Below are 21,330 nucleotides of genomic sequence, written 5' to 3'. Positions count from 1 at the left end.
TCCCCCGTCGGTTCGGGGGGAAGCGGGCGGGCCGCCGTCCGTGCCGGGCTACTTGCTGTTGCGGCCGATGTCCCAGAAGCGGAAGAAGCCGGTGGTGTCGACGGTGGACTCGACGCCGGTGACGTACGAACGGGCCGCGTAGAAGGCCTTGTTCTGGTACAGCGGGATCATCGGCACGTTGTCGGCGACGATCTGCTGGATCTGCGCGTAGCCCGCCGAGGCGGCGCTGCGGTCGGCCTGCTTGAGGCCCTCCGGGATCAGCTTCTGGCTGATCTTCGGGTCGTCCCACCCGTCGTGGAAGATGCCGCCGTCGACCAGCATCGGGGCGAGGTAGTTGTCCGGGTCCGGGTAGTCGGCGAACCAGCCGATGAGGTACGCCTGGTACTTGTTCTCGGTCCAGCCCTTCTTGAAGGCCCCCCAGTCCGCCTCCTGCTGGACCGTCACCTGGAAGAGGCCGCCGGTCTCCAGCTGCTTCTTGATCGTGTCGGCCTCGACGCTGCCGGTGCGCGAGCGGGACCAGGTGAGGGTGAGCTTGACCGGGGTCTGGACCTTGTTGTCGGCCAGGATCTTCTTGGCCTTGGCCACGTCCTGGTCGCCCCAGCGGTCGAAGAAGGAGGTGGTGTGACCGGTGACGCCGGCCGGGACCAGCGCGTACAGCGGCTGGACGGTGCGGGCGAAGACGTCGCGGGCGAGCGCCTTGCGGTCGAGCAGCGCGGCGGCGGCCTGGCGGACGCCGACGTTGCTCAGGACCGGGTCCTTGGTGTTGAAGGCCAGCGAGCGGGTGTCGTTGCTGTCGCCCTCGATCACCTGGAGGTCGGTCTTGCCGCTCTGCTGGTCGGACTGGACCTGGGCGGCGGTGTTCGGCTCCAGGCTGTTGTCGGTGACGTCGACGTCGCCCTTGTCGAGCGCGGCCTTGAGGTCGGGCGCCTTGTCGTAGTACTTGACGGTGAACTTGTCGTTCTGCAGCTTGGCGTCACCGCTGTACTTGTCGTTGGGCACCAGCACGACCTTGCCCAGCTGCTTGCCGTCGGTCATGTTCTCGAACGAGTCGAAGCGGTACGGGCCGGAGCCGACCAGCTTGTCGTTGGAGAGGACCTTGTCGGCCGGGAAGACCTGGTGGTCGACGATGGCGCCGGCCGGGGTGGCCAGCTTGGCCGGCAGGGTGGCGTCGGGGGTCGCCAGGTGGAAGACCACCTCGTTGTCGCCCTTGGCCTCGACGCTCTTGACCGAGGAGAGCAGGCCGGCCGGACCGTTCGGGTCGTTGATCTTCTTGGTCCGCTGGATCGAGAACACCACGTCCTCGGCGGTCAGCGGGTGACCGTTGGAGAACTTCAGGCCGGGCCGCAGGGTGCAGTGGTACTCGGTGGCCTCGCTGCCGGTGAACTCGCAGGACTGCGCGGAGTCCGGGGCGGGCGTGCTGGCCGCGGCCGGGAAGGTCAGCAGCGACTGGAAGGTGTTGCGCAGCAGCAGCCAGGCGCCGGAGTCGTAGGCGGCCGCGGGGTCCAGGGTGCTGGTCAGCTGGGAGGTTCCCATGGTGATCGCCTTGCCGCCGCTGTCCCCCTTGACGGCGTCGGTGACCGATCCGCAACCGGCCACCGTCACGGCGACCAGACCGGCGCAGCCGAGTACTGCCAGGCGTTCAGCTGAAGTCTTCACGGGAGCGTCCTTCGGGGGTGTCACGAACCCGAGTAGCGTGCCATATCGAACACGCACGACCGATACCCGTGCAGATGACGTTTGGGACACGGTGATTGGGGGCAGCACGCCGCGCCCGACGAGTTGTCAGCCAATGCCCCATTTCTCCCGGACCGGCCGTCCGCAGACACCGGGCGGGGGCGCTTACCGGCGGGTAGGGGCGGGGCGCAATGAGATGACAATCACATCCGCCCCTGGCCGCTCCGCCGGCCCCGGCTACACCCGGGAGGCGACCAGCGAGCGCAGCAGTTCGAGATCGACCTGCTCCAGCGAGGGGAGCACCAGCCGCCCGGGCGCCGCCTCGATCGGCGCCACCGAGGGCACCGCGATCACCGGACAGCCGGCCGCCTCGCCCGCGCGCACCCCGGTCGGGGTGTCCTCGACGACCACGCAGCGGGCGGGCTCCGCGCCCAGCCGGCGGGCCGCCGCCAGGTAAGGGTCCGGGAACGGCTTGGTGCGCGGCACCTCGTCCCCGGCGATGCTGAAGGCGAAGCGCTCGGCGCCCAGCGAGCGCAGCACGATGTCGATCACGTGCCGGTGCGAGGCGGACACCAGCGCGGCCGGGACCCCGTGCGCGGCGAGGGTGTTGAGCAGGCGCTCGGCGCCGGGCATCAGCGGCACCCCGCCGGCCAGCAGGTCGACGAAGCGCTGGTTGACCAGCACCCCCAGGTCGGCCGGGGCGATGTCCACCCCGGTCCGGGCGACCAGGTAGTCCATCACCCGGGTCATCGGGCCGCCGACCACGTGCGCCCGGTCCTGCTCGTCCAGCTGGTGGCCCAGCTCGGCGAAGAGCGTGACCTCGGCCTGCCACCAGAAGTCCTCGGTGTCCACCAGCGTCCCGTCCATGTCCAGCAGCACCGCCTGCAGGCCGCGGCCGTCCCCGTGGTCGAGCGCCAGGGCGGTGGTGGAGCTGGTGGTCATGGCGAGTCCTTCCGGCAGTGCCCCGCGGCGCGTCCTGGGACGCCCCCCGGGATGGCACAGGCCGGCCCGCTGGTGAGCGGACCGGCCCGTTCAGGATCATCAAGGATACGCCCGCTCCGCCCGGAAAGAGCGAACGCAGAAGGGCATCCGGGTTACCTGGCGTTGAAGTACTTCGCCTCCGGGTGGTGGATCACGATCGCGTCGGTGGACTGCTCGGGGTGCAGCTGGAACTCCTCGGAGAGCACCACGCCGATCCGCTCGGGCCTCAGCAGCTCGGCGATCTTGGCGCGGTCCTCCAGCTCGGGGCAGGCCCCGTAGCCGAGCGAGAAGCGGGCGCCCCGGTACTTGAGTGCGAACATGTCCTTGACGTCCTGGGGGTCCTCGCCGGAGAAACCCAGCTCGTAGCGGACCCGGGCGTGCCAGAACTCGGCGAGCGCCTCGGCCAGCTGCACCGAGAGGCCGTGCAGCTCCAGGTAGTCGCGGTAGGAGTTCCCCGCGAACAGCTCGTTGGCCGCCTCGGAGATCCGGTTGCCCATGGTGACCACCTGGAGGCCGACCACGTCCCGCTCGCCGGACTCCTCCGGGCGGAAGAAGTCCGCCAGGCAGAGCCGGCGGCCGCGGCGCTGGCGGGGGAAGGTGAAGCGGGTCCGCTCGGTGCCGTCCTCGTGGAACACGATCAGGTCGTCGCCCTTGGAGTTGGCCGGGTAGTAGCCGTAGACCACGGCCGCCTCCAGCCAGCCCTCGGTCTGCAGCCGGTCCAGCCAGGCCCGCAGCCGCGGCCGGCCCTCGGTCTCCACCAGCTCCTCGTAGGACGGGCCCTCGCCGTTGCGCGCGGCCTTCAGGCCCCACTGGCCCTTGAACAGCGCGTCCTCGTCCAGCCAGGAGGCGTAGTCCGCGAACGGGATGCCCTTGACGATCCGGTCGCCCCAGAACGGCGGGGTGGGCAGCGCGTTGTCCAGCGCGACGTCGGAGCGGATCTGGCCGAGGTTGACCTCGGGCTCCGGCTCCGCCACCTCGACCCGGGCGTGCCGGCGCTGCTTGAGCTCCGGCAGGGCCGCGCCCGGCACGCCGCGCTTGACCGCGATCAGCGCGTCCATCAGCCGCAGGCCCTCGAAGGCGTCCCTGGCGTAGCGGACCTCGCCCTCGTAGATCTCGTGCAGGTCCTGCTCGACGTAGGCGCGGGTCAGGGCGGCGCCGCCGAGGATCACCGGGTAACTGGCGGCCAGCTTGCGCTGGTTCAGCTCCTCCAGGTTCTCCTTCATGATCACCGTGGACTTCACCAGCAGGCCGGACATGCCGATCACGTCCGCGTTGTGCTCCTGAGCGGCGTCCAGGATCGCCGAGACCGGCTGCTTGATGCCCAGGTTGACCACGTTGTAGCCGTTGTTGGACAGGATGATGTCGACCAGGTTCTTGCCGATGTCGTGGACGTCGCCCTTGACGGTGGCCAGCACGATGGTGCCCTTGCCCTCGCTCTCGGACTTCTCCATGTGCGGCTCCAGGTGGGCCACCGCGGTCTTCATCACCTCGGCGGACTGGAGCACGAACGGCAGCTGCATCTGGCCGGAGCCGAACAGCTCGCCGACCACCTTCATCCCGGCCAGCAGGGTGTCGTTGATGATCTCCAGCGCCGGGCGCTCGCCCAGCGCCTCGTCCAGGTCGGCCTCCAGGCCGTTGCGCTCGCCGTCGATGATCCGGCGCTGCAGCCGCTCCTCCAGCGGGAGCGCCGCCAGCTCCTGCGCCTTGGAGGCCTTGACCGACGCCGTGGAGACGTTCTCGAACAGCTCCAGCAGGCGCTGCAGCGGGTCGTAACCGTCCCGGCGGCGGTCGTAGACCAGGTCGAGGGCGGCCTCGCGCTGGTCCTCGGGGATCCGGGAGATCGGCAGGATCTTGGAGGCGTGCACGATCGCCGAATCCAGGCCGGCCTCCACGCACTCGTGCAGGAAGACCGAGTTGAGCACCACGCGGGCGGCCGGGTTGAGGCCGAAGGAGATGTTCGACAGGCCGAGGGTGGTCTGCACCCCGGGGTGGCGGCGCTTGAGCTCGCGGATCGCCTCGATGGTCTCGATGCCGTCCCGGCGGGACTCCTCCTGGCCGGTGGCCAGGGTGAAGGTCAGGCAGTCGACCAGGATCGAGCCCTCGTCGATGCCGTAGTCGGTGGTCAGCTCGGCGATCAGCCGCTCGGCGATCGCCACCTTCGCCTCGGCCGTACGGGCCTGGCCCTGCTCGTCGATGGTCAGCGCGATCAGACCGGCGCCGTGCTCGCGGGCCAGCGAGGCGATCTTTCCGAAGCGGGAGTCGGGGGCGTTGCCGTCCTCGTAGTTGACCGAGTTGAGCACCGCGCGGCCGCCGAGCGCCTCCAGGCCGGCCTGCAGCACCGGCGGCTCGGTGGAGTCCAGCACGATCGGCAGGGTGGAGGCGGTGGCCAGCCGGCCGGCGATCTCCTTCATGTCGGCGACGCCGTCGCGGCCGACGTAGTCCACGCACAGGTCCAGCAGGTGCGAGCCGTCCCGGATCTGGTCGCGGGCGATCTCCACGCAGGCCTGCCAGTCGCCGGCCAGCATCGACTCGCGGAACTTCTTCGAGCCGTTGGCGTTGGTGCGCTCGCCGATCGCCAGGTACGAGGTGTCCTGGCGGAACGGCACCGCCTGGTAGAGCGAGGCGGCCGAGGGCTCCGGCTGGGGCTCGCGCCGGGCGATCGGGCGGCCCTGGACCCTCTCCACCACCTGGCGCAGGTGCTCGGGGGTGGTGCCGCAGCAGCCGCCGACCAGGGAGAGGCCGTACTCGCGGGTGAACACGTCGTGCGCCTCGGCCAGTTCGGCCGGGGAGAGCGGGTAGTGGGCGCCGTCCTTGCCGAGCACCGGCAGGCCCGCGTTGGGCATGCAGGACAGGCCGATCCTCGCGTTCTTGGCGAGGTAGCGCAGGTGCTCGCTCATCTCGGCCGGGCCGGTGGCGCAGTTCAGGCCGATGTAGTCGACGCCGAGCGGCTCCAGCGCCGTCAGCGCGGCGCCGATCTCGGAGCCGAGCAGCATGGTGCCGGTGGTCTCCACCGTCACCTGCACCAGCACCGGGAGGTCCAGCCCGGCCTCGGCCAGGGCGCGCTTGGAGCCCAGGATCGCGGCCTTGGTCTGCAGCAGGTCCTGGCTGGTCTCCACCAGCAGCGCGTCGGCGCCGCCCGCGATCAGACCGGCCGCGTTCTGCTGGAAGCCGTCGCGCAGCGTCCGGTACGGCGCGTGGCCGAGGGTCGGCAGCTTGGTGCCGGGGCCGATCGAGCCGAGCACCCAGCGGGTGCGGCCGTCGGCGGCGTGGGCGTCCGCCACCTCGCGGGCGATCCGGGCCCCGGCCTCGGAGAGCTCGAAGATCCGCTCGGAGATGTCGTACTCGCCCAGCGCGGCGAAGTTGGCGCCGAAGGTGTTGGTCTCCACGCAGTCCACGCCCACCGCGAAGTAGGCCTCGTGGACGGAGCGGACGATGTCCGGGCGGGTGATGTTGAGGACCTCGTTGCAGCCCTCCAGGTCCTGGAAGTCCTCCAGGGTCGGGTCCTGCGCCTGGAGCATGGTGCCCATCGCACCGTCGGCGACCACCACCCGGGTGGCGAGCGCTTCGCGCAGCGCGTTCGCGCGGCTCTGCTGAGTGGTGGACGGGTCGGCTGCAGTGGCCATGGGGCGTCTCCCTGGTGCGACGGCTGTCGGCTTTGCGAACCCGCTTCGTCGGGCCCGCACGTCGTCAGGGTATCCGGCCGACGGCCCGGCACGCGGGCCCATTCCGTATCCTGAGCGCTCGACCGCAAGGGGGGAGCGATCGCGTGGCACGGATACGGGCCGCCGCGCGGCACGTGGGGCGGGCCGTCTCGGCCCCGTTCCGGGCGCTGCGCGAGCGTTGGAGGGGCTGGTCCTGGTGGCGCCGGGCGCTGCTGGCACTGGGGCTGGCGGTGGCCGTCCCGGTCGCCGCGCTGGGCTCGGTGTTCGTGGCGATCCGGCTGCACTACACGGGTGAACCCGCCGCCGAGGCGCGCACCCGGGGCCGGGACGCGGTGTGGCTCGGCCACGCCTGGGTGGACGGCCGCAAGACCGACGCGGACGTCGAGGCGCTGGCCCGGCAGCTGGCCGGCACCGGGGTGCGCGACCTGTACGTCCACACCGGCCCGCTGGAGCACGACGGCTCGCTTCCGGCGTCCGTCCACCCGCGGGCCCGCTGGTTCACCGAGGCCGCCCACCGGGCGCTGCCGGGGGTCCGGGTGCAGGGCTGGCTGGGTGACGAGGTCAAGCCGGAGAAGGACGCCCTGGACCTGGACGACGCGCCCACCCGGGAGCGGGTCACCGCCTCCGCCCGCCAGGTGCTGGACCAGGGCTTCGACGGCGTGCACTTCGACATGGAGCCGATCCGCCCCGGCTCGGCCGGCTGGCTCGCCCTGCTCGACCAGGTCCGCCCGGTGACGGCGGCGCGGCGCGCCGTGCTGTCGGTGGCGGCTCCGCAGATCGACCCCGTCCCCGGACTGCACACCGCGGGCATCCTGCTCACCGACCACGGCAAGTGGTGGGACCAGGCGTACTTCCGGGAAACCGCCCGCCGGGTCGACCAGGTCGCGGTGATGGCCTACGACACCTCGATGCCCACCGAGCCGCTGTTCGGCGGGTACGTCGCCCAGCAGACGGAGATGGCGCTGCGGGCCACCCCGCCGCAGGTCGACCTGCTCATCGGCCTGCCGTTCTTCTGGGACGACAAGTGGGGCCACTGGGGCGACGCGGAGACCGTCCCGGCGGCCGTCCGGGGCCTGCGGCTCGGCCTCGGCCGCCAGGACCCGGGGCGGGCCAACTTCGGCGTCGCGCTGTACGTGGACTTCGCCGCGACGCCGGAGAACTGGGCGGCGTACCGGCGCGGCTGGGTGGACCCGGCCTGAGCGGCCTGAGCGGCCCGCGACGGACGGGGCTCAGGCCGCCATGCGGTGGGCGAGGGCGCCCAGGTAGCGGTGGACGCCGGCGTCCTCGCCGGTCAGGTAGTGGGAGACGGCCCGGTACAGCGGCCTGCGGACCTCGCCGCGCTCGGTGACGGTCAGCGAGCAGCCGGCTCCGGCCGGGGTGAGCCGGTACGTCCAGGTGCCGCCGTAGGGCAGGTCGGGGTCGGCGATGCCGGTGACCAGGCGGTGCGGGGCCTCGCTGGCGACCACCTCGTAGGTGGTGTGCCCGTGCCGGTCGTACTCGCGCCAGCGCGGGCGGCCGCCGGCTCCGGCGGGCAGCCGTTCGACGTGGGTCAGGCCCGGGCGCCAGGCCGGGTAGAGGTCGATGTCGGTGAGCACGTCCCAGACCGCACCGGGCGGCTGGGCGAGCTCCAGCCCGCCTTCGGTCACGTGCTCCACCGGCAGCCGGCGCCCGGCGCGGTCCGCCGCCAGCAGCGCGGCCCCGAGCAGCGCCGCCGCGCCCGTACCCGCGCCGATCCACAGCCATCGGTTCATCGGTGGGCCCCTTCCGCCCGGCCCCGTCCACCATCATCGCGCCGCCGGCGCCCGGGGCGGCACTCCTGTGCGCTCCGTCGCCGGCCGGGCACCCTGTGCCGCCGTCCGGGCGGGCTGACGGGGCGTCAGCCGTCACGGTGCGGATATCCGCTGGATCGCGGCGGTCCGCTCCCCCAGACTGTCCCGGTGCCCGGCCGCCATGCGCATCAAAGCCCGTAGGCTGGGCAGGTAGGGACCATGGGGCGAGCCGTTCCATGGGAGACGAGAGGTTCGACAGGCGGGAGCCGGCCCGTCGGTGCCCCGGCTGGCCAGCCGGGGCGGTGCCGGTCCGACCGCCGACCGGAGGGAGACGCTGGGTGATCGAGCTGGAAGATGTTCCCGAGTTGATCGACCCGGTGATGGTCTGCGCCTTCGAGGGGTGGAACGACGCGGGTGACGCCGCCTCCGCGGCTCTGGCACATCTGGACGACACCTGGGGCGGCAAGGTGTTCGCCGCCCTGGACGCGGAGGACTACTACGACTTCCAGGTCAACCGGCCGACGATCTGGCTGGACGGCGGCGTCCGCCGGATCACCTGGCCGACCACCAGGCTCTCGGTGGTCCGGGTGACCGAGCCGGTGACCAGGGACGTGGTGCTGGTGCGCGGCATCGAGCCGAGCATGCGCTGGCGCTCGTTCTGCAACGAGCTGCTCGGCTTCGCGCACGAGCTGGGCGTCGAGCTGGTGGTGATCCTGGGCGCGCTGCTCGGGGACACCCCCCACAGCCGCCCGGTGCCGGTGAGCGGGGTCACCTCCGACCCGGAGCTGGCCCGCCGGCTGGATCTGGAGGAGAGCCGCTACGAGGGCCCGACCGGGATCGTCGGGGTGCTGCAGGAGGCCTGCACCCACGCCGGGGTGCCGGCCGTGACGCTGTGGGCCGCGGTGCCCCACTACGTCGCGCAGCCGCCCAACCCCAAGGCCACGCTGGCGCTGCTGAACAAGCTGGAGGACCTGCTGGACCTGCGCATCCCGCCGGGCGAGCTCGGCGAGGACGCCCGGGCCTGGCAGCTCGGCGTGGACCAGCTGGCTGCCGAGGACAGCGAGGTGGCCGAGTACGTCCAGCAGCTGGAGGAGGCGCAGGACACCGCCGAGCTGCCGGAGGCCTCCGGGGACGCGATCGCGCGCGAGTTCGAGCGCTATCTGCGCCGCCGGGAGAACGTCGGCCCGACCGGCGAGAAGCCGGTGTCCGGGCACGCGACGGCCGAGCGGCCCGCCGAGCCGGAGTCGCCGGGCACGACCCGGGAGAGCCAGGAGGGCGCCGAGGACGAGTAGTCCTCCCCCGCCGACGCCGAAGGGGCGTCAGGACCGAGGTCCTGACGCCCCTTCGGCGTGGTTGCGGTCGGGCCGGACTACAGCGCGACGCCGAGCAGGGCGTCCACCGTCCGGGTCACCAGGCCGGGCGCCCCGGTGTCGGTGCCGCCCTCGTTCTCCTGCTGGGCGGCCCAGCGGTCGACGGCGGCCAGCGCGGCGGGCGCGTCCAGGTCGTTCGCCAGCGCCGCCCGGACCTCGGCGAGCAGTTGCTCGGCCGCGGGGCCGTCCGGCCGGGAGACCGCGGCCCGCCAGCGGGCGAGGCGCTCGACGGCCTCGTCCAGGACGGACTTGGTCCACTCCCAGTCCTCGCGGTAGTGGTGCGAGAGCAGTGCCAGGCGGATCGCCGCCGGGTCGACGCCGTCGCGGCGCAGGGCCGAGACGAACACCAGGTTGCCGCGGGACTTGGACATCTTCCGGCCGTCCAGGCCGACCATGCCCGCGTGGACGTACGCCTTGGCGTACGGGTGGGAGCCGGTGGCGACCTGGGCGTGCGAGGCGCCCATCTCGTGGTGCGGGAAGGACAGGTCGCTGCCGCCGCCCTGGACGTCGAAGGTCATGCCCAGGTACTGCAGCGCGATGGCCACGCACTCGATGTGCCAGCCGGGGCGGCCGCGGCCGAGCTCGGTGTCCCAGGCGGGCTCGCCGGGGCGGGCGGCCAGCCAGAGCAGGGCGTCCAGCGGGTTGCGCTTGCCGGCGCGGTCCGGGTCGCCGCCGCGCTCGGCGAAGACCGGGCGCATGGCCTCACGGGTGAGGCCGGAGACCTGGCCGAAGTTCGGGTCGGCGTCGACCGAGAAGTAGATGTCCTCGTCCACCTTGTAGGCGGCGCCGGAGGCCAGCAGCTTCTGAACGATCGGGACGATCCACGGGATGGACTCGACGGCGCCGACGTAGTGGGCCGGCGGGAGCAGCCGCAGGGCGGTCATGTCCTCGCGGAACAGGGCCGTCTCGCGTTCCGCCAGGGCCACCCAGTCCTGGCCGGTCTCGATCGCGCGCTGCAGCAGCGGGTCGTCCACGTCGGTCACGTTCTGGATGTACAGGACGTCGTGGCCGGCGTCCTTCCAGACCCGCTGGACCAGGTCGAAGGCGTTGTACGTGGCGGCGTGGCCCATGTGGGTCGCGTCGTAGGGGGTGATGCCGCAGACGTAGATCCGGGCGGTGCCGTCCTGCGGCACGACCTCGCGGACCTTGCCCGCTGCGGTGTCGAAGATGTGGAGGGGGAGCCCCTGACCAGGCAGGGCGGGAACCTCGGAGGCGGGCCAGGCATGCATGGGATCGACTTTAACCTTGAGAACATTTGAAAGCCTAACCAGTCAACAAGATCGACTGATTTCTGATCCTGTCGTTGCCTGACTGCTTTCCGACTGATAGTGAGCGTTCGGGCCCGGGTCGAGCGGGCCGGGCGGGCAGGGGTGAGCGCCCGGTCGACCCTGCCGCCGACCGGGCGCCCGGCTCCCCCGGGGAAGCGGCCGGAGCCGCTACGACCGCTGCCAGAGGGCCGGCACGTTCGGCGGCTCCCAGCCCACCATGGCGGTGTGCGCCTGGAGGCAGACGTAGGAGGCGCCGGAGTAGGTGACGCGGTCGCCCGCGTTGTACGACCGGCCCGGGGCCCAGCTGCCGCTCGGTGGCGTGGTGGGCCCGCCGGTCGGCCCACCGGTCGGGGTGGCGGTGGCCGTCGGGCTCGGGGTGCCCGGGCTCTGCGGCACGTCCAGCACGAAGTCGTAGGTGGCCGTCTCGCCGGACCCGTTCTGCTGGACGTTCATCAGCAGCCGGGCGTCGTAGATGGTGTCGGTGCTGTTGCGCGGCTCGCCCGGGAAGTAGAGCTGGGTGGTCAGGATCGGGCGGCCGGGGGCCTGGAGCTTGACGTGCAGGTGCCGGGTGCGGCCCGGGTAGAGGCCGGGGACGACGGTGTCCAGCTTGTACGCACCGTTGGCGTCGGTGAACTGGTGGCCCCGGAAGGTGTAGCCGACGTTGTCGTAGTTGCCGCCGTCGTCGGCCTGCCAGAAGTCCAGCAGGACACCGGAGACGGGCCGGCAGGCCCGGCCGAAGACGTAGCCGCTGACGGTCAGCCGGGTGCCCGGGCCGTCATTCACCATCGAGCTGCGCAGCGGGGAGTTGGGCTTGAAGTAGGGGCCCTCGATCTGCTCGACGGTCGGGTCGTCGCCGTCGTGGCACTCGGGGGTCAGTCCTGGGGTTCGACCGGTGCCGACCTGCTCCCGGGCCAGTGCGACCCCGCCGCCGACCAGCAGCGGTGCGGCCCCGAGCGCGGCGGCGGCCTTCAGGACGGTCTTGCGGCTGATCATGCCGTCGGACGGGGGCATGCGCCGTCTCCTTCCGGTGGGTTCCTCGTGGAGGTGGGGGTCGGCCCTTGCCATGGTGGGGGCATGACAAGGGCCGGACCGGCCGCCGTCCGCGCGCTGGATCGACCGCCGGTGGCCAGCAGTAAATCTACGGACCGTCCGGCGCGACGGCGATGGACATGATCCGGGGATCGTGGTGATTTCCGTCGACCCGGGACCGGAACTCCCCCGGGGTCATCCCGGTCTCCCGCCGGAAGAAGCGGCAGAAGTACGCCGGGTCGGCGAAACCCGCCTCCTTCGCCACCTGGCGGATCGTCAGATCGGTGCAGGCGAGGAGCCGTTTGGCCTCCAGGGTCTGCTGCCGGCGGATCAGTCCGCCCGGGGTGCGGCCGGTGGCCTGCTTGACCAGGGTCTGCAAATGCCCCGGGGAGACGCCGAGTTCCTGGGCGGTGGAGGCCACCGAGTGCCGCACCCCGCCCGGCTTGGCGATCAACCGGGTGAAGGCGGCGGCCAGTTCTGCCGGACGGGTGGGCACCGCGGGCCGGTCGCCCGGGGCGCAGGCGCGCAGCGCCCGGACGATCAGGATGTGCAGACTGGCCCGCAGCACGCCCTGGTAGCCGGGCGCCCTCGTCCGGTACTCCTGCTCCATGTCGGCGAGCAACCGGGCGACCGCGCCGGCGTGTTCGCCGAGCCCGATCCCCGGGCGGGTGGCCAGGGCGCGCAGCGCGGCCAGGTCCTGGGGGTGGCTCAGCAGGAAGTCCTCGTTGAACAGGACGACCCGGCCGGCCAGCTCCTCGGTGTCCGCCCAGTAGTGCACCTGGCCGGGCGTGATCACGCACAACTGCGGTGGCGCCAGCGGCTGGTGGACCAGGTCCAGGACATGGGCGCCACGGCCTCCGGTGACCAGGACGATCTCGTAGAACGAGTGGCGGTGGGGGAAGTTGGCGCGGGAGAGCGCGCCGATCGCGTCGAAACTGCCGATGGCGAAGGGCAGCAGCTGGGGCAGCGGGACCTGCAGGCGGTGCAACGGCAGGTCCGGCGCGGTTCGGGGGGTGGGGGTGGTCCGTCGCACGTCCATCGGAGCAGTGTGCGACCTGTTCCGGCAACAGGTCCAGACCACCGGCCGGTAACCTCGCCGGCCCGGGCCCGGACGGCCGCACCCCGTCGGACGGGCCCTGAGGACAGGCCCTGGGGCCTGTCCTCGAACTCCCGTCGTCCGCCCGGGGCGGGCGGGGCGGCGTTGGGGTGCGTGCATCGCAAGGCGGAGAAGGGAGCCACTGCGGAGCATTGGCGACCGACGACAACGCGGCGAGGTGCGTGCCCCGGCGTCGGCCCGCAGGCGGGAGTTCGAGGACGGGCCCTAAACGGGCGGCCAGGGGATCGCCGGCCAGTCCGCGGAGGGCAGCGGGTGCCGGCCCGAGCCGCGCAGCGCGGCCACCCGGGCGCGGGTGGCGTCCAGTTCGGCGCCGGTCAGGTGCGGGGCGAGGCGCTCGGCCAGTTCCCCGTCCAGCTCCCGGGCCAGCCGGGACAGCACCTCCAGCGCCTCGGCGGGCAGCGGGTCCCCCGCCCAGCCCCAGAGCAGGGTGCGCAGCTTGCCCTCGGTGTTGAAGGTGACGCCGTGGTCGATGCCGTACACCCGGCCGTCGGCGGCGGGGATCAGATGGCCGCCCTTGCGGTCGGCGTTGTTGAGCACCGCGTCCAGCACCGCGAGCCGGCGCAGCCGCCGGTCGTCGTGGTGCACCAGCAGCGCGGTGCGGCCGTCCTCGATCTCGGCCCGGACGATCGGCAGCCAGCCCGACTCGGGGCCGTCCGGGTCCTGCAGCGCCAGCAGCGGCTCGGCCTGCGGGTCCGGCTCGACCCACAGCTGCACCATGCCGGGCCCGTGCGGGCCCTCGCGCAGCACGGTGGGCGGGATCAGCTCCCAGCCGGTCTCCGCGGACAGCTCGTACGCGGCGACCTCGCGACCGGCCAGGGTGCCGTCAGGGAAGTCCCAGAGCGGGCGCTCGCCGGCCACCGGCTTGTAGACGGCCTGCGCGCTCAGCGAGCCGTGCTCGACGGTGCAGTACAGCGCGGCGTTGGAGGCCTCGGTGAGGCGGCCGTGCACCGTCAGCTCGCCCTGGCGCAGCAGCGCGAGGGCGGTCGGCACGTCGGCGGCGAGGGCGGCGGCCGCCGCCGGGTCGGCCTGCGGCGGGGTCTCGGTGTTCAGCGCCGGTAGCCGTTCGCGCGCGGGCACAGGTGGCCCTCCGGGTCCAGCGGCAGGTTGCAGAACGGGCAGGGCTTGCGGCCGGCCGCGACCAGGTCCAGCGCGCGCTTGGCGAACACCCGGGCCATCGCGCCGGTCAGCCGCACCCGCAGCATGTCCGGCCCGTTCTCGTCGTCCTGGAAGACCGCCTCCTCGGCGTCCTCCTCGTCGTCCTCCACCAGCGCCTGCGCCTCGACCACCAGGCAGGCGTCCACGCTGTCCCAGGCCAGCGCCATCGTGCCGACCCGGAACTCCTGCTCCAGCGGGAGGTCCAGCGGGGCGGTGTCGAGCAGGTCCCTGGGCGCGGTGGCCGGGATCGAGGCGTCGCCGCCGCTGCGCCGCAGCGCCTCGTCGAGGACCTCCTCGATCCGCTCGGCGAGGGCGGCGACCTGGTTCTTCTCCAGCAGCACGCTGGTGATCCGGCCCCGGGCGCTGGCCTGCAGGTAGAACGCCCGGGCGCCGGGCTGGCCGACGGTGCCGGCCACGAACCGTTCGGGCTGGTCGTAGAAGAAGACCTGACGGGGCACGCTCTAGCTCCGGATCGTGTCGGTCGGCGCGGATCCGCCGTGCGGGACCGCGGGATTGTCCAACGGGGCGGGGTCGTTCAACGGTCGGGGGGTCGAACTACGGGGCACTCGGGACTACGGGCACTCATCAGTCACCCTACGACCTCCGGGGCCCGGCCGGGGAGCCGAGCCGGAGGCCGCCGGGCGGGGTGGCACCCGCGGTCCCGGGCCGTGCCGCGCAGCTCAGGCCGTTCCGCCGACCACCGCGTCGCCGGCCGGGGTGGCCGGGTCGGCGGAGGACTTGGGCGCCAGCGAGGAGAGGTCGCCGGTGTCGCCCATCCTGAGGACGAAGGGGCGCTGCGGGGTGTAGCGGATCGCGGTGACCGAGCAGGGCTCGACGCTGATCCGCTGGAAGTGGTCCAGGTGCAGGCCGAGCGCGTCGGCCACCACCGCCTTGATCACGTCCCCGTGCGAGCAGGCGACCCAGACCGCGTCCTCGCCGTGCGAGGCGGCGATCTTCGCGTTCCACTCGCGGACCGCCGAGACCGTGCGGTGGCTCAGCTCGCGCAGCGACTCACCACCGGGGAAGGCCGCGGCGGCGGCGTGGTCCTGCACCGTGCGCCAGAGCGGCTCCTTGGCCAGTTCGGCCAGCGGACGGCCGGTCCACTCACCGTAGTGGCACTCCCCCAGCCGTTCGTCCTCGGCCGGCGGGCCCAGCTCCGGGCGGACGGCGAGCAGCGGCTCCAGGGTCTGCCGGCAGCGCTCCAGCGGACTGCTGACGGCCTGCACCAGCGGGATCGCAGCCAGCCGGCCGGCCAGCGCGGCGGCCTGGGCGCGCCCGGTGTCGTCCAGGTCCACGCCGGGGGTCCAACCGGCCAGGGTCCCGGCGGTGTTCGCGGTCGAGCGGCCGTGGCGGACGAGCAGCAGGGTGGGCATGGGGCTTAGCCTACGGCCTCCGGGCGCGGCGGTGGGGCCCGGTTCCCGGTCGGACCGCCGCCGCGGGCGTTGCCCGGTCCGTCGCCGCGGCTCGGGCCGTCGCGCAGACTCCCGCATCGTCCGGCGTTCCCGGGGAACAATGGCCCGCATGATCGTCCACTGCGCCGCGTACCAGGACGGCCGCCGGATCGGGGCCTCCGAGGATCCGACCGACGCGCTCACCGCCGCCCGCGAGGCCGGGTCCGGGGCCTTCGTCTGGATAGGCCTCTTCGAGCCCACCACCGAGGAACTCGACCGGGTCGGCAAGGAGTTCGCACTGCACCCGCTGGCCGTCGAGGACGCCGTCAGCGCCCACCAGCGCCCCAAGGTCGAGGCCTACCAGGGCTCGCTGTTCGTCACCCTCAAAACCCTCGGCCACCACGCCGACACCCACGCCGTCACCAGCGGCGAGGTGATGGTCTTCCTCGGCCCCGACTTCGTGATGACCGTCCGGCACGGCGCGGACAGCCCGCTCAGCGGCCTGCGGGCCCGGCTGGAGCAGGAGCCCGAACTGCTGCGGTACGGGCCCAGCTCGGTGCTGCACTCGGTCTGCGACACCGTGGTGGACGGCTACGTGGAGGTGGCCGCCGCGCTGCAGGGCGACCTGGACGAGCTGGAGGCGGACGTCTTCGCCCCCGGCCGGGTCGACCGCGACGCCGCCGGGCGGATCTACGGCTGCAAGCGCCAGGTGATGACCGTCCGGCGCGCCGCCTCCCCGCTGCTGGAGCCGATGCTGCGGCTGGAGCGCGGCGCCCCGTTCGTCCACCCGGAGACCGCCCCCTACCTGCGGGACGTCGCCGACCACCTGGCCCGGGTGAACGACCAGGTGGACGGCATGGACCGGCTGCTGTCCGACATCCTCGGCGCCAACCTGGCGCAGGTGAGCGTGCAGCAGAACAACGACATGCGGAAGATCTCCGCCTGGGCGGCGCTGGCCGCCGTACCGACCATGATCGCGGGCGTGTACGGGATGAACTTCGACGTCATGCCGGAGCTGCACGAACCGTGGGGCTACCCGGCGGTGCTGGTGCTGATGGCGGTGGTCTGCGTGGTGCTGCACCGAGTGTTCAAGCGGCACGACTGGCTGTAGTGCCGCCGGCTCCCCGTACCGTCGTCACGACGCGAGTCCGGCCCGCTCCAGCGCCTCGACGCCGGTGCGCAGCGCCTGGATCCGCTCGTCCAGGGTGAAGCCGGCCGGGGCCAGGGTGAGCGTGGTGACGCCCGCGTCGGCGTAGGCCTGCATCCGGTCGGCGATCCGGGCGGTGTCGCCGATCAGCGAGGTGGCGTCGATCAGGTCGTGCGGAACGGCGGCGGCGGCGCCCGCGTAGTCCTTGGCCAGGTACTTCTCCTGGATCTCGTCGGCGGCCTGCTCGTAGCCCATCCGCCGGGCGAGCTGGTTGTAGAAGTTCTTCTCCTTGCTGCCCATGCCGCCGATGTAGAGCGCGGCGTAGGAGCGCTGGGAGTCGACGCCCGCCTTGATGTCCTCGCCGACGGCGATGGTGACGGTCGGGCAGAGGTCGAAGCCGTCCAGGGACTTGCCGGCCTTGGCGCGCCCGGCCCTGAGCGGGTCGAGGGAGAGCGCGGCGTGCTCGGGGGCGAAGAAGATGCCGAGCCAGCCGTCGGCGATCTCGCCGGTCTGCTCCAGGTTCTTCGGGCCGATCGCGGCGATGTACAGCGGGATGTGCTCCCGCACCGGGTGGACGGTCAGCTTGATCGGCTTGCCCGGGCCGCCGGGCAGCGGCAGGGTCCAGTGCGCGCCCTCGTGCACCAGGCGCTCACGTGACATCGCCTTGCGGATGATCTCCACGTACTCGCGGGTGCGGGCGAGCGGCTTGTCGAACTTCACCCCGTACCAGCCCTCGGAGACCTGCGGGCCGGAGACGCCGAGGCCGAGCCGGAAGCGGCCGCCGGAGAGGGTGTCCAGGGTCGCGGCGGTCATCGCGGTCATCGCCGGGGTGCGGGCCGGGATCTGGAAGATGGCCGAGCCGACGTCGATCCGCTCGGTCCTGGCCGCGACGAAGCTCAGCACGGTCGCGGCGTCCGAGCCGTACGCCTCGGCGGCCCAGCAGACCGAGTAGCCGAGCCGGTCCGCCTCCTGGGCCACCGCGATGTTGTCGGCGTCCATGCCGAGTCCCCAGTAGCCGAGGTTGATGCCGAGTCGCATGTGCCGAACCTTCCAGTCGGGTGGCCTTGGTGGTCGAGCGTAATGGTGTCCGCACGGGTCAGGCTACTGACGGGTAGCAGTGGTCTGGGTCACAGCGCCGCCGTTGATCGTTCTGCGGGTCTGCGCCCCTGTCCGGGCACCGGCCGCTACGCTCAGCCGACGTGGGGAGTGCTCTCCCCACCTGCGCGTTTACTGGGCTACCGGCGCCACCGGTGCCACCCGGCCAGTGGAGGGCCCGTCCGATGGAAAAGCGTCACCTCGGCCGTACCGGCCTGCAGGTCTCCCGCCTCGGTCTCGGCACCATGACCTGGGGCCGCGACACCGACGAGCACGAAGCCGCCGAGCAGCTCAAGGAGTTCGTCGACGCCGGCGGCAACCTGGTCGACACCGCCGACGTGTACGCCGACGGCGGCGCCGAGTACCTGATCTCCCGCCTCACCGACAGCCTGATCCCCCGCTCCGAACTCGTCATCGCCACCAAGGCGGGCAGCGTCCCCGAGTCCGCCCGCCGCTTCGACGGCTCGCGCGGCCACCTGCTGGCCGCCCTGGACGCCTCGCTGCGCCGGCTCGGCACCGACTACGTCGACCTGTGGCAGGTGCACGCGTTCGACCCGATGACCCCGGTCGAGGAGACCCTGAGCGCCCTCGACATCGCCGTCTCCTCCGGCCGCGCCCGCTACGCCGCGGTCTGCGACTTCAGCGGCTGGCAGCTCGCCAAGGCCGCCACCTGGCAGCACGCCCACCACGACCGGATGCCGCTGGCCGGGGCGCAGTTGGAGTACTCGCTGCTCCAGCGCGGCATCGAGCGCGAGGCGCTGCCCGCCGCGCTGGACGCCGGGGTCGGGATCCTGGCGGGCTCACCGCTCGGGCGCGGGGTGCTCACCGGCAAGTACCGGCACGGCGTCCCGCAGGACTCGCGGGGCGCCTCGGCCTACCTGTCCGGGTTCGTCCAGCCCTACCTCGGGGAGCGCTCCCGGCGGATCGTGGACGCCGTCGCCACCGCCGCGGACGGACTGGCCAGCAGCCCGCTCGCGGTCGCGCTGGCCTGGGTCCGGGACCGGCCCGGGGTGGCCAGCGCACTGGTCGGGGCGCGCACGGTGGCGCAGCTGCAGGCGGCGCTGTCGGTGGAGGCGCTTACGCTTCCGGGTGAGATCCGCGGCGCGCTGGACGACATCTCGTCGCCGGTGCACCGCTACCCGGACCAGGGGTGGACGGAGCTGTAGCCCCGGGCCGGTCGTCGAGCAGAACGTGCAGTGGAGTGACCTTTGGAGCGGACGACGATGAGTGACACGGGGAACGGCGCTCCGGAGGTGACCACCGGGGCCCAGCTGACCGCGGAGGAGAAGGCGGCGAAGTTCGCGGAGCTGGCGCAGCGGATCCGCGGCATGCAGCCGGAGGACGCCGCGGCGAGTGCCGCGCGGGCGGGTGCCGCACGGGCGCAGGCCTCGATGGCGGAGGCTCCGGAGGCCGAGACGGCGGAGCAGACCGAAGAGGTCGAACAGGCCGAACAGGCCGAACAGGCCGAGCGGGCCGAGCAGGCCGAGCAGGCCGAACAGGCTCCTCCGGCTCCTGCTCCGGCGGCTGCGGCTGCCCCTGCCGCTCCGGCGGCTGCGGCCACCCCTGCCGCTCCGGCGGCTCCGGCCACCCCTGCCGCTCCGGCGGCTCCGGCCACCCCTGCCGCTCCGGCGGCTCCGGCCACCCCTGCCGCTCCGGCGGCTCCGGCCACCCCTGCGGCTCCGACCCCTCCGGCCCCGGTGGTGCCCGACCGGCGGCACGGCGACGCGCTCCGCGCCACCGCCGAAGTGCTGACGGCCGGTGGCGCCCCCACCGAGCTGGCGGCCGCCGCCGTCGCGGAGTTCGGCGAGGACGCCGCCGGACGGCTGCGCGACGACCCGTGGGCGGTCCTCGGGCTGCCCGGCGTGCGCCCCGAGCACGCGGACCGGTTCGCCCGCGGCCTGCTCGGGGCCTCGGTCGGGCCGGACGACCCCCGCCGGGCCCAGGCCCTGGTGGTCTGGCTGCTGGAGCAGGCGGCGCTGCGCGGGCACTCCGCCCAGGAGCTGTCCGAGGTGGCCGCCGGGCTGGAACGGCTCCGGATGCCCGAACCGGCCGCCGCGATCGAGGAGGCCGTCGCGGACGGGCGGGTGCTGCCCTTCCAGGAGGAGCTGAGCGGAGCCGAGGCGCACGCGGCGGGCGGCGACGAGGAGGAGGAGCCGCCGACGCGCACGCTGCTCGCGCTGGAGACGCTGGCGATGGCGGAGGACAGCCTCGCCGAGAAGCTGCTCCAGCTGATGGCCTCCTTCGTGCCGGGCGAGGACGCCGGGCACGAGGAGACCGGAGACGCCGAGGGCACCGACGACCCGGAGGCGGAGGGGTCCACCGAGGCCGCGCCCGTCTCCCCCGGCCCCGCCGCCTGGGAGGCCGCCGCCGGGACGGCGCCGTCCTCCTCCGCGACCGCCCTGATCCGGGCCGTCGCCGAGAGCGCCCTGGTGCTGCACACCGGCGGCGAGGCGGCCCGCGCCGAGCCGGCCGCGCTGCTGACCGCCGCCACGGGCCTCGGGCTGCGCGCCTGGGCCGCCACCTGGACCGACCAGGGCAAGGAGTCCTTCGCCGCCCTCTGCGGGGCCGGGGCCCCGGTGGTGACCCTCGCCGAGCTGCTGTCCGGTACGGCCGGCCCCGGCCGCGCGGCCGACGGCACGCTCGCCCTGGACCTTCTGATCGTGCTGGACGCGCCGCTGCTGGACGTCGAACTGGCCGCCACCGTGCTGGAGTCGCTCGCCGACGGAACCCGGCTGGTACTCAGCGGGGACCCGGGCCAGCTCTGGTCGGCCGGCCCCGGCCGGTTCTTCGCCGACCTGCTGGCCGCCAAGGTCTGCCCGGCGGTCGCCTCCCGTACCCCGGACTTCGGCCCGATCGGCGAACTGGTCTCGGGGGTCGGCATCGGCGAGCTGCAGCCCGTCGAGGCGCCGGACAAGGAGGTGGTCATCCTGACCGCCAAGGACGGCGGCGAGGCCGTCCACCGCGCCGTCCAGCTGCTCACCGACTCCATTCCGCGCGCCCTCGGCATCCCCGCCGAGCAGGTGGTGCTGCTCACCCCCGGCCACGGCGGCCCGGCCGGTACGCGTGCGCTGAACGCCGCCGCCAAGGCCCGGCTGAACCCCGGCCCCGGCCGGTTCGGCGGCTTCGACCCGGGCGACCGGGTGGTGGAGTCCCCCGCGCCCGGGGTCGTCCGCCCGGCCCGGGTCCTGGACGGCGACGCCGCCGGGCTGCACCTGGAGTACCCCGACGGATCCCGCCGGACCGTCCCGCCCGCCGAGGCCGGCCGGCTGCGGCACGGCTGGGCACTGACCGTCCACCAGGCACTGGGCCGTCGTTGGCCCGCCGCAGTGGTCGTGGTGCCGGAGGACGCCGGGCCGGCGCTCTCCCGGCAGTGGGTCTACACCGCGTTCGGGCGCGGCGAGCGGCACCTGTCCGTGGTCCACGCGGCGGGCCCGGCGCTCGTCCAGGCCGTCGCCGAGCGCCCGGCGCAGCCGCGCACCACCCGGCTGCGGGCGGTCCTCGCGGAGAACGCGGTCGCCGCGGACTGAGGCGCGTCCCGCGCATCACGCGCATCACGAGCGGAGGGGGGGGCCCGGGGGCCCGGGGCCCCCCCCCCCCCGGGGGGGGGCCTCAGAAGTCGGGGGTCCGCGGGTGCGTGAACACCCACACCGCAGACAGCCCCCGGACCACCGC

Annotated in this window: 16 protein-coding genes; 5 read left to right on the top strand and 11 right to left on the bottom strand. The window is 73.5% G+C overall.

Annotation, left to right across the window (positions count from 1 at the left end):
* Window positions 1–48: 48 nt before the first annotated feature.
* The 3 genes from ACIRVF_RS12575 to metH form a co-directional block, all read right to left on the bottom strand.
* On the bottom strand, window positions 49–1,656 hold the full coding sequence (locus ACIRVF_RS12575) for an ABC transporter substrate-binding protein (RefSeq protein ID WP_402816286.1): 1,608 nt from the start codon (window positions 1,654–1,656) through the stop codon (window positions 49–51).
* A gap of 255 nt (window positions 1,657–1,911) precedes the next feature.
* Window positions 1,912–2,616: an HAD family hydrolase gene (locus ACIRVF_RS12570; protein WP_402816285.1), complete on the bottom strand. Its 705-nt coding sequence runs from the start codon at window positions 2,614–2,616 to the stop codon at window positions 1,912–1,914.
* Between the two features lie 152 nt (window positions 2,617–2,768).
* Window positions 2,769–6,278, bottom strand: coding sequence for a methionine synthase (gene metH / locus ACIRVF_RS12565; protein WP_402816284.1), 3,510 nt, complete (start codon window positions 6,276–6,278; stop codon window positions 2,769–2,771).
* A gap of 143 nt (window positions 6,279–6,421) precedes the next feature.
* Between metH and ACIRVF_RS12560 the strand changes: the two genes are divergently transcribed.
* Window positions 6,422–7,516 (top strand): hypothetical protein, encoded by a 1,095-nt coding sequence (locus ACIRVF_RS12560; protein ID WP_402816283.1) that lies wholly within the window; start codon window positions 6,422–6,424, stop codon window positions 7,514–7,516.
* Window positions 7,517–7,546: 30 nt separating this feature from the next.
* Here ACIRVF_RS12560 and ACIRVF_RS12555 read toward each other — a convergent pair whose 3' ends face one another.
* A complete protein-coding gene (locus ACIRVF_RS12555) occupies window positions 7,547–8,068 on the bottom strand; it encodes an SRPBCC domain-containing protein (RefSeq protein WP_402816282.1) in 522 nt (173 codons plus the stop codon).
* 356 nt (window positions 8,069–8,424) lie between these two features.
* On the opposite strand from ACIRVF_RS12555, the gene ACIRVF_RS12550 reads away from it, so the two are divergent.
* Complete coding sequence (locus tag ACIRVF_RS12550; RefSeq protein WP_402816281.1) at window positions 8,425–9,378, top strand: PAC2 family protein; 954 nt, start codon at window positions 8,425–8,427, stop codon at window positions 9,376–9,378.
* A 77-nt stretch (window positions 9,379–9,455) separates the two neighbouring features.
* Here ACIRVF_RS12550 and mshC read toward each other — a convergent pair whose 3' ends face one another.
* The 6 genes from mshC to ACIRVF_RS12520 form a co-directional block, all read right to left on the bottom strand.
* A complete protein-coding gene (mshC, locus tag ACIRVF_RS12545) occupies window positions 9,456–10,685 on the bottom strand; it encodes a cysteine--1-D-myo-inosityl 2-amino-2-deoxy-alpha-D-glucopyranoside ligase (protein ID WP_402816280.1) in 1,230 nt (409 codons plus the stop codon).
* A 207-nt stretch (window positions 10,686–10,892) separates the two neighbouring features.
* Complete coding sequence (locus tag ACIRVF_RS12540; protein WP_402816279.1) at window positions 10,893–11,735, bottom strand: carbohydrate-binding protein; 843 nt, start codon at window positions 11,733–11,735, stop codon at window positions 10,893–10,895.
* A 127-nt stretch (window positions 11,736–11,862) separates the two neighbouring features.
* Window positions 11,863–12,792 carry an AraC family transcriptional regulator gene (locus tag ACIRVF_RS12535; protein ID WP_402816278.1) on the bottom strand — a complete coding sequence of 310 codons (930 nt, stop codon included), beginning with the start codon at window positions 12,790–12,792 and terminating at the stop codon, window positions 11,863–11,865.
* Between the two features lie 282 nt (window positions 12,793–13,074).
* Window positions 13,075–13,860 (bottom strand): SCO1664 family protein, encoded by a 786-nt coding sequence (locus ACIRVF_RS12530; RefSeq protein WP_402816818.1) that lies wholly within the window; start codon window positions 13,858–13,860, stop codon window positions 13,075–13,077.
* Window positions 13,861–13,916: 56 nt separating this feature from the next.
* Entirely contained in the window at window positions 13,917–14,483 is a 567-nt protein-coding gene (locus ACIRVF_RS12525; RefSeq protein ID WP_402816277.1) for a DUF3090 domain-containing protein, read from the bottom strand.
* Between the two features lie 222 nt (window positions 14,484–14,705).
* Window positions 14,706–15,398, bottom strand: coding sequence for a histidine phosphatase family protein (locus ACIRVF_RS12520; protein ID WP_402816276.1), 693 nt, complete (start codon window positions 15,396–15,398; stop codon window positions 14,706–14,708).
* A 139-nt stretch (window positions 15,399–15,537) separates the two neighbouring features.
* Between ACIRVF_RS12520 and ACIRVF_RS12515 the strand changes: the two genes are divergently transcribed.
* A complete protein-coding gene (locus tag ACIRVF_RS12515; RefSeq protein ID WP_402816275.1) occupies window positions 15,538–16,527 on the top strand; it encodes a magnesium and cobalt transport protein CorA in 990 nt (329 codons plus the stop codon).
* 24 nt (window positions 16,528–16,551) lie between these two features.
* Here ACIRVF_RS12515 and ACIRVF_RS12510 read toward each other — a convergent pair whose 3' ends face one another.
* The gene (locus tag ACIRVF_RS12510) at window positions 16,552–17,601 is read right to left on the bottom strand and encodes an LLM class F420-dependent oxidoreductase (RefSeq protein ID WP_402816274.1); all 1,050 of its coding nucleotides are present in this window, start codon (window positions 17,599–17,601) and stop codon (window positions 16,552–16,554) included.
* A 242-nt stretch (window positions 17,602–17,843) separates the two neighbouring features.
* Between ACIRVF_RS12510 and ACIRVF_RS12505 the strand changes: the two genes are divergently transcribed.
* Window positions 17,844–18,824 carry an aldo/keto reductase gene (locus ACIRVF_RS12505; RefSeq protein ID WP_402816273.1) on the top strand — a complete coding sequence of 327 codons (981 nt, stop codon included), beginning with the start codon at window positions 17,844–17,846 and terminating at the stop codon, window positions 18,822–18,824.
* 57 nt (window positions 18,825–18,881) lie between these two features.
* The gene (locus tag ACIRVF_RS12500; RefSeq protein ID WP_402816272.1) at window positions 18,882–21,185 is read left to right on the top strand and encodes a helix-hairpin-helix domain-containing protein; all 2,304 of its coding nucleotides are present in this window, start codon (window positions 18,882–18,884) and stop codon (window positions 21,183–21,185) included.
* Window positions 21,186–21,330 lie beyond the last annotated feature (145 nt).

Origin of the sequence: Kitasatospora sp. NPDC101157 (assembly GCF_044768255.1) — a bacterium.
Classification (GTDB): Bacteria; Actinomycetota; Actinomycetes; order Streptomycetales; family Streptomycetaceae; genus Kitasatospora.
Note: the sequence above shows the minus strand (reverse complement) of the source record. Positions and strands in the feature narration are given on the sequence as shown.

Coding starts and splice junctions, on each gene's coding strand:
- ACIRVF_RS12520 (WP_402816276.1), bottom strand. CDS start 15,398: ATGCCCACCCTGCTGCTCGTCCGCCACGGCCGCTCGACCGCGAACACC.
- ACIRVF_RS12515 (WP_402816275.1), top strand. CDS start 15,538: ATGGCCCGCATGATCGTCCACTGCGCCGCGTACCAGGACGGCCGCCGG.
- ACIRVF_RS12570 (WP_402816285.1), bottom strand. CDS start 2,616: ATGACCACCAGCTCCACCACCGCCCTGGCGCTCGACCACGGGGACGGC.
- ACIRVF_RS12540 (WP_402816279.1), bottom strand. CDS start 11,735: ATGCCCCCGTCCGACGGCATGATCAGCCGCAAGACCGTCCTGAAGGCC.
- metH (WP_402816284.1), bottom strand. CDS start 6,278: ATGGCCACTGCAGCCGACCCGTCCACCACTCAGCAGAGCCGCGCGAAC.
- ACIRVF_RS12510 (WP_402816274.1), bottom strand. CDS start 17,601: ATGCGACTCGGCATCAACCTCGGCTACTGGGGACTCGGCATGGACGCC.
- ACIRVF_RS12535 (WP_402816278.1), bottom strand. CDS start 12,792: ATGGACGTGCGACGGACCACCCCCACCCCCCGAACCGCGCCGGACCTG.
- ACIRVF_RS12500 (WP_402816272.1), top strand. CDS start 18,882: ATGAGTGACACGGGGAACGGCGCTCCGGAGGTGACCACCGGGGCCCAG.
- ACIRVF_RS12505 (WP_402816273.1), top strand. CDS start 17,844: ATGGAAAAGCGTCACCTCGGCCGTACCGGCCTGCAGGTCTCCCGCCTC.
- mshC (WP_402816280.1), bottom strand. CDS start 10,685: ATGCATGCCTGGCCCGCCTCCGAGGTTCCCGCCCTGCCTGGTCAGGGG.
- ACIRVF_RS12555 (WP_402816282.1), bottom strand. CDS start 8,068: ATGAACCGATGGCTGTGGATCGGCGCGGGTACGGGCGCGGCGGCGCTG.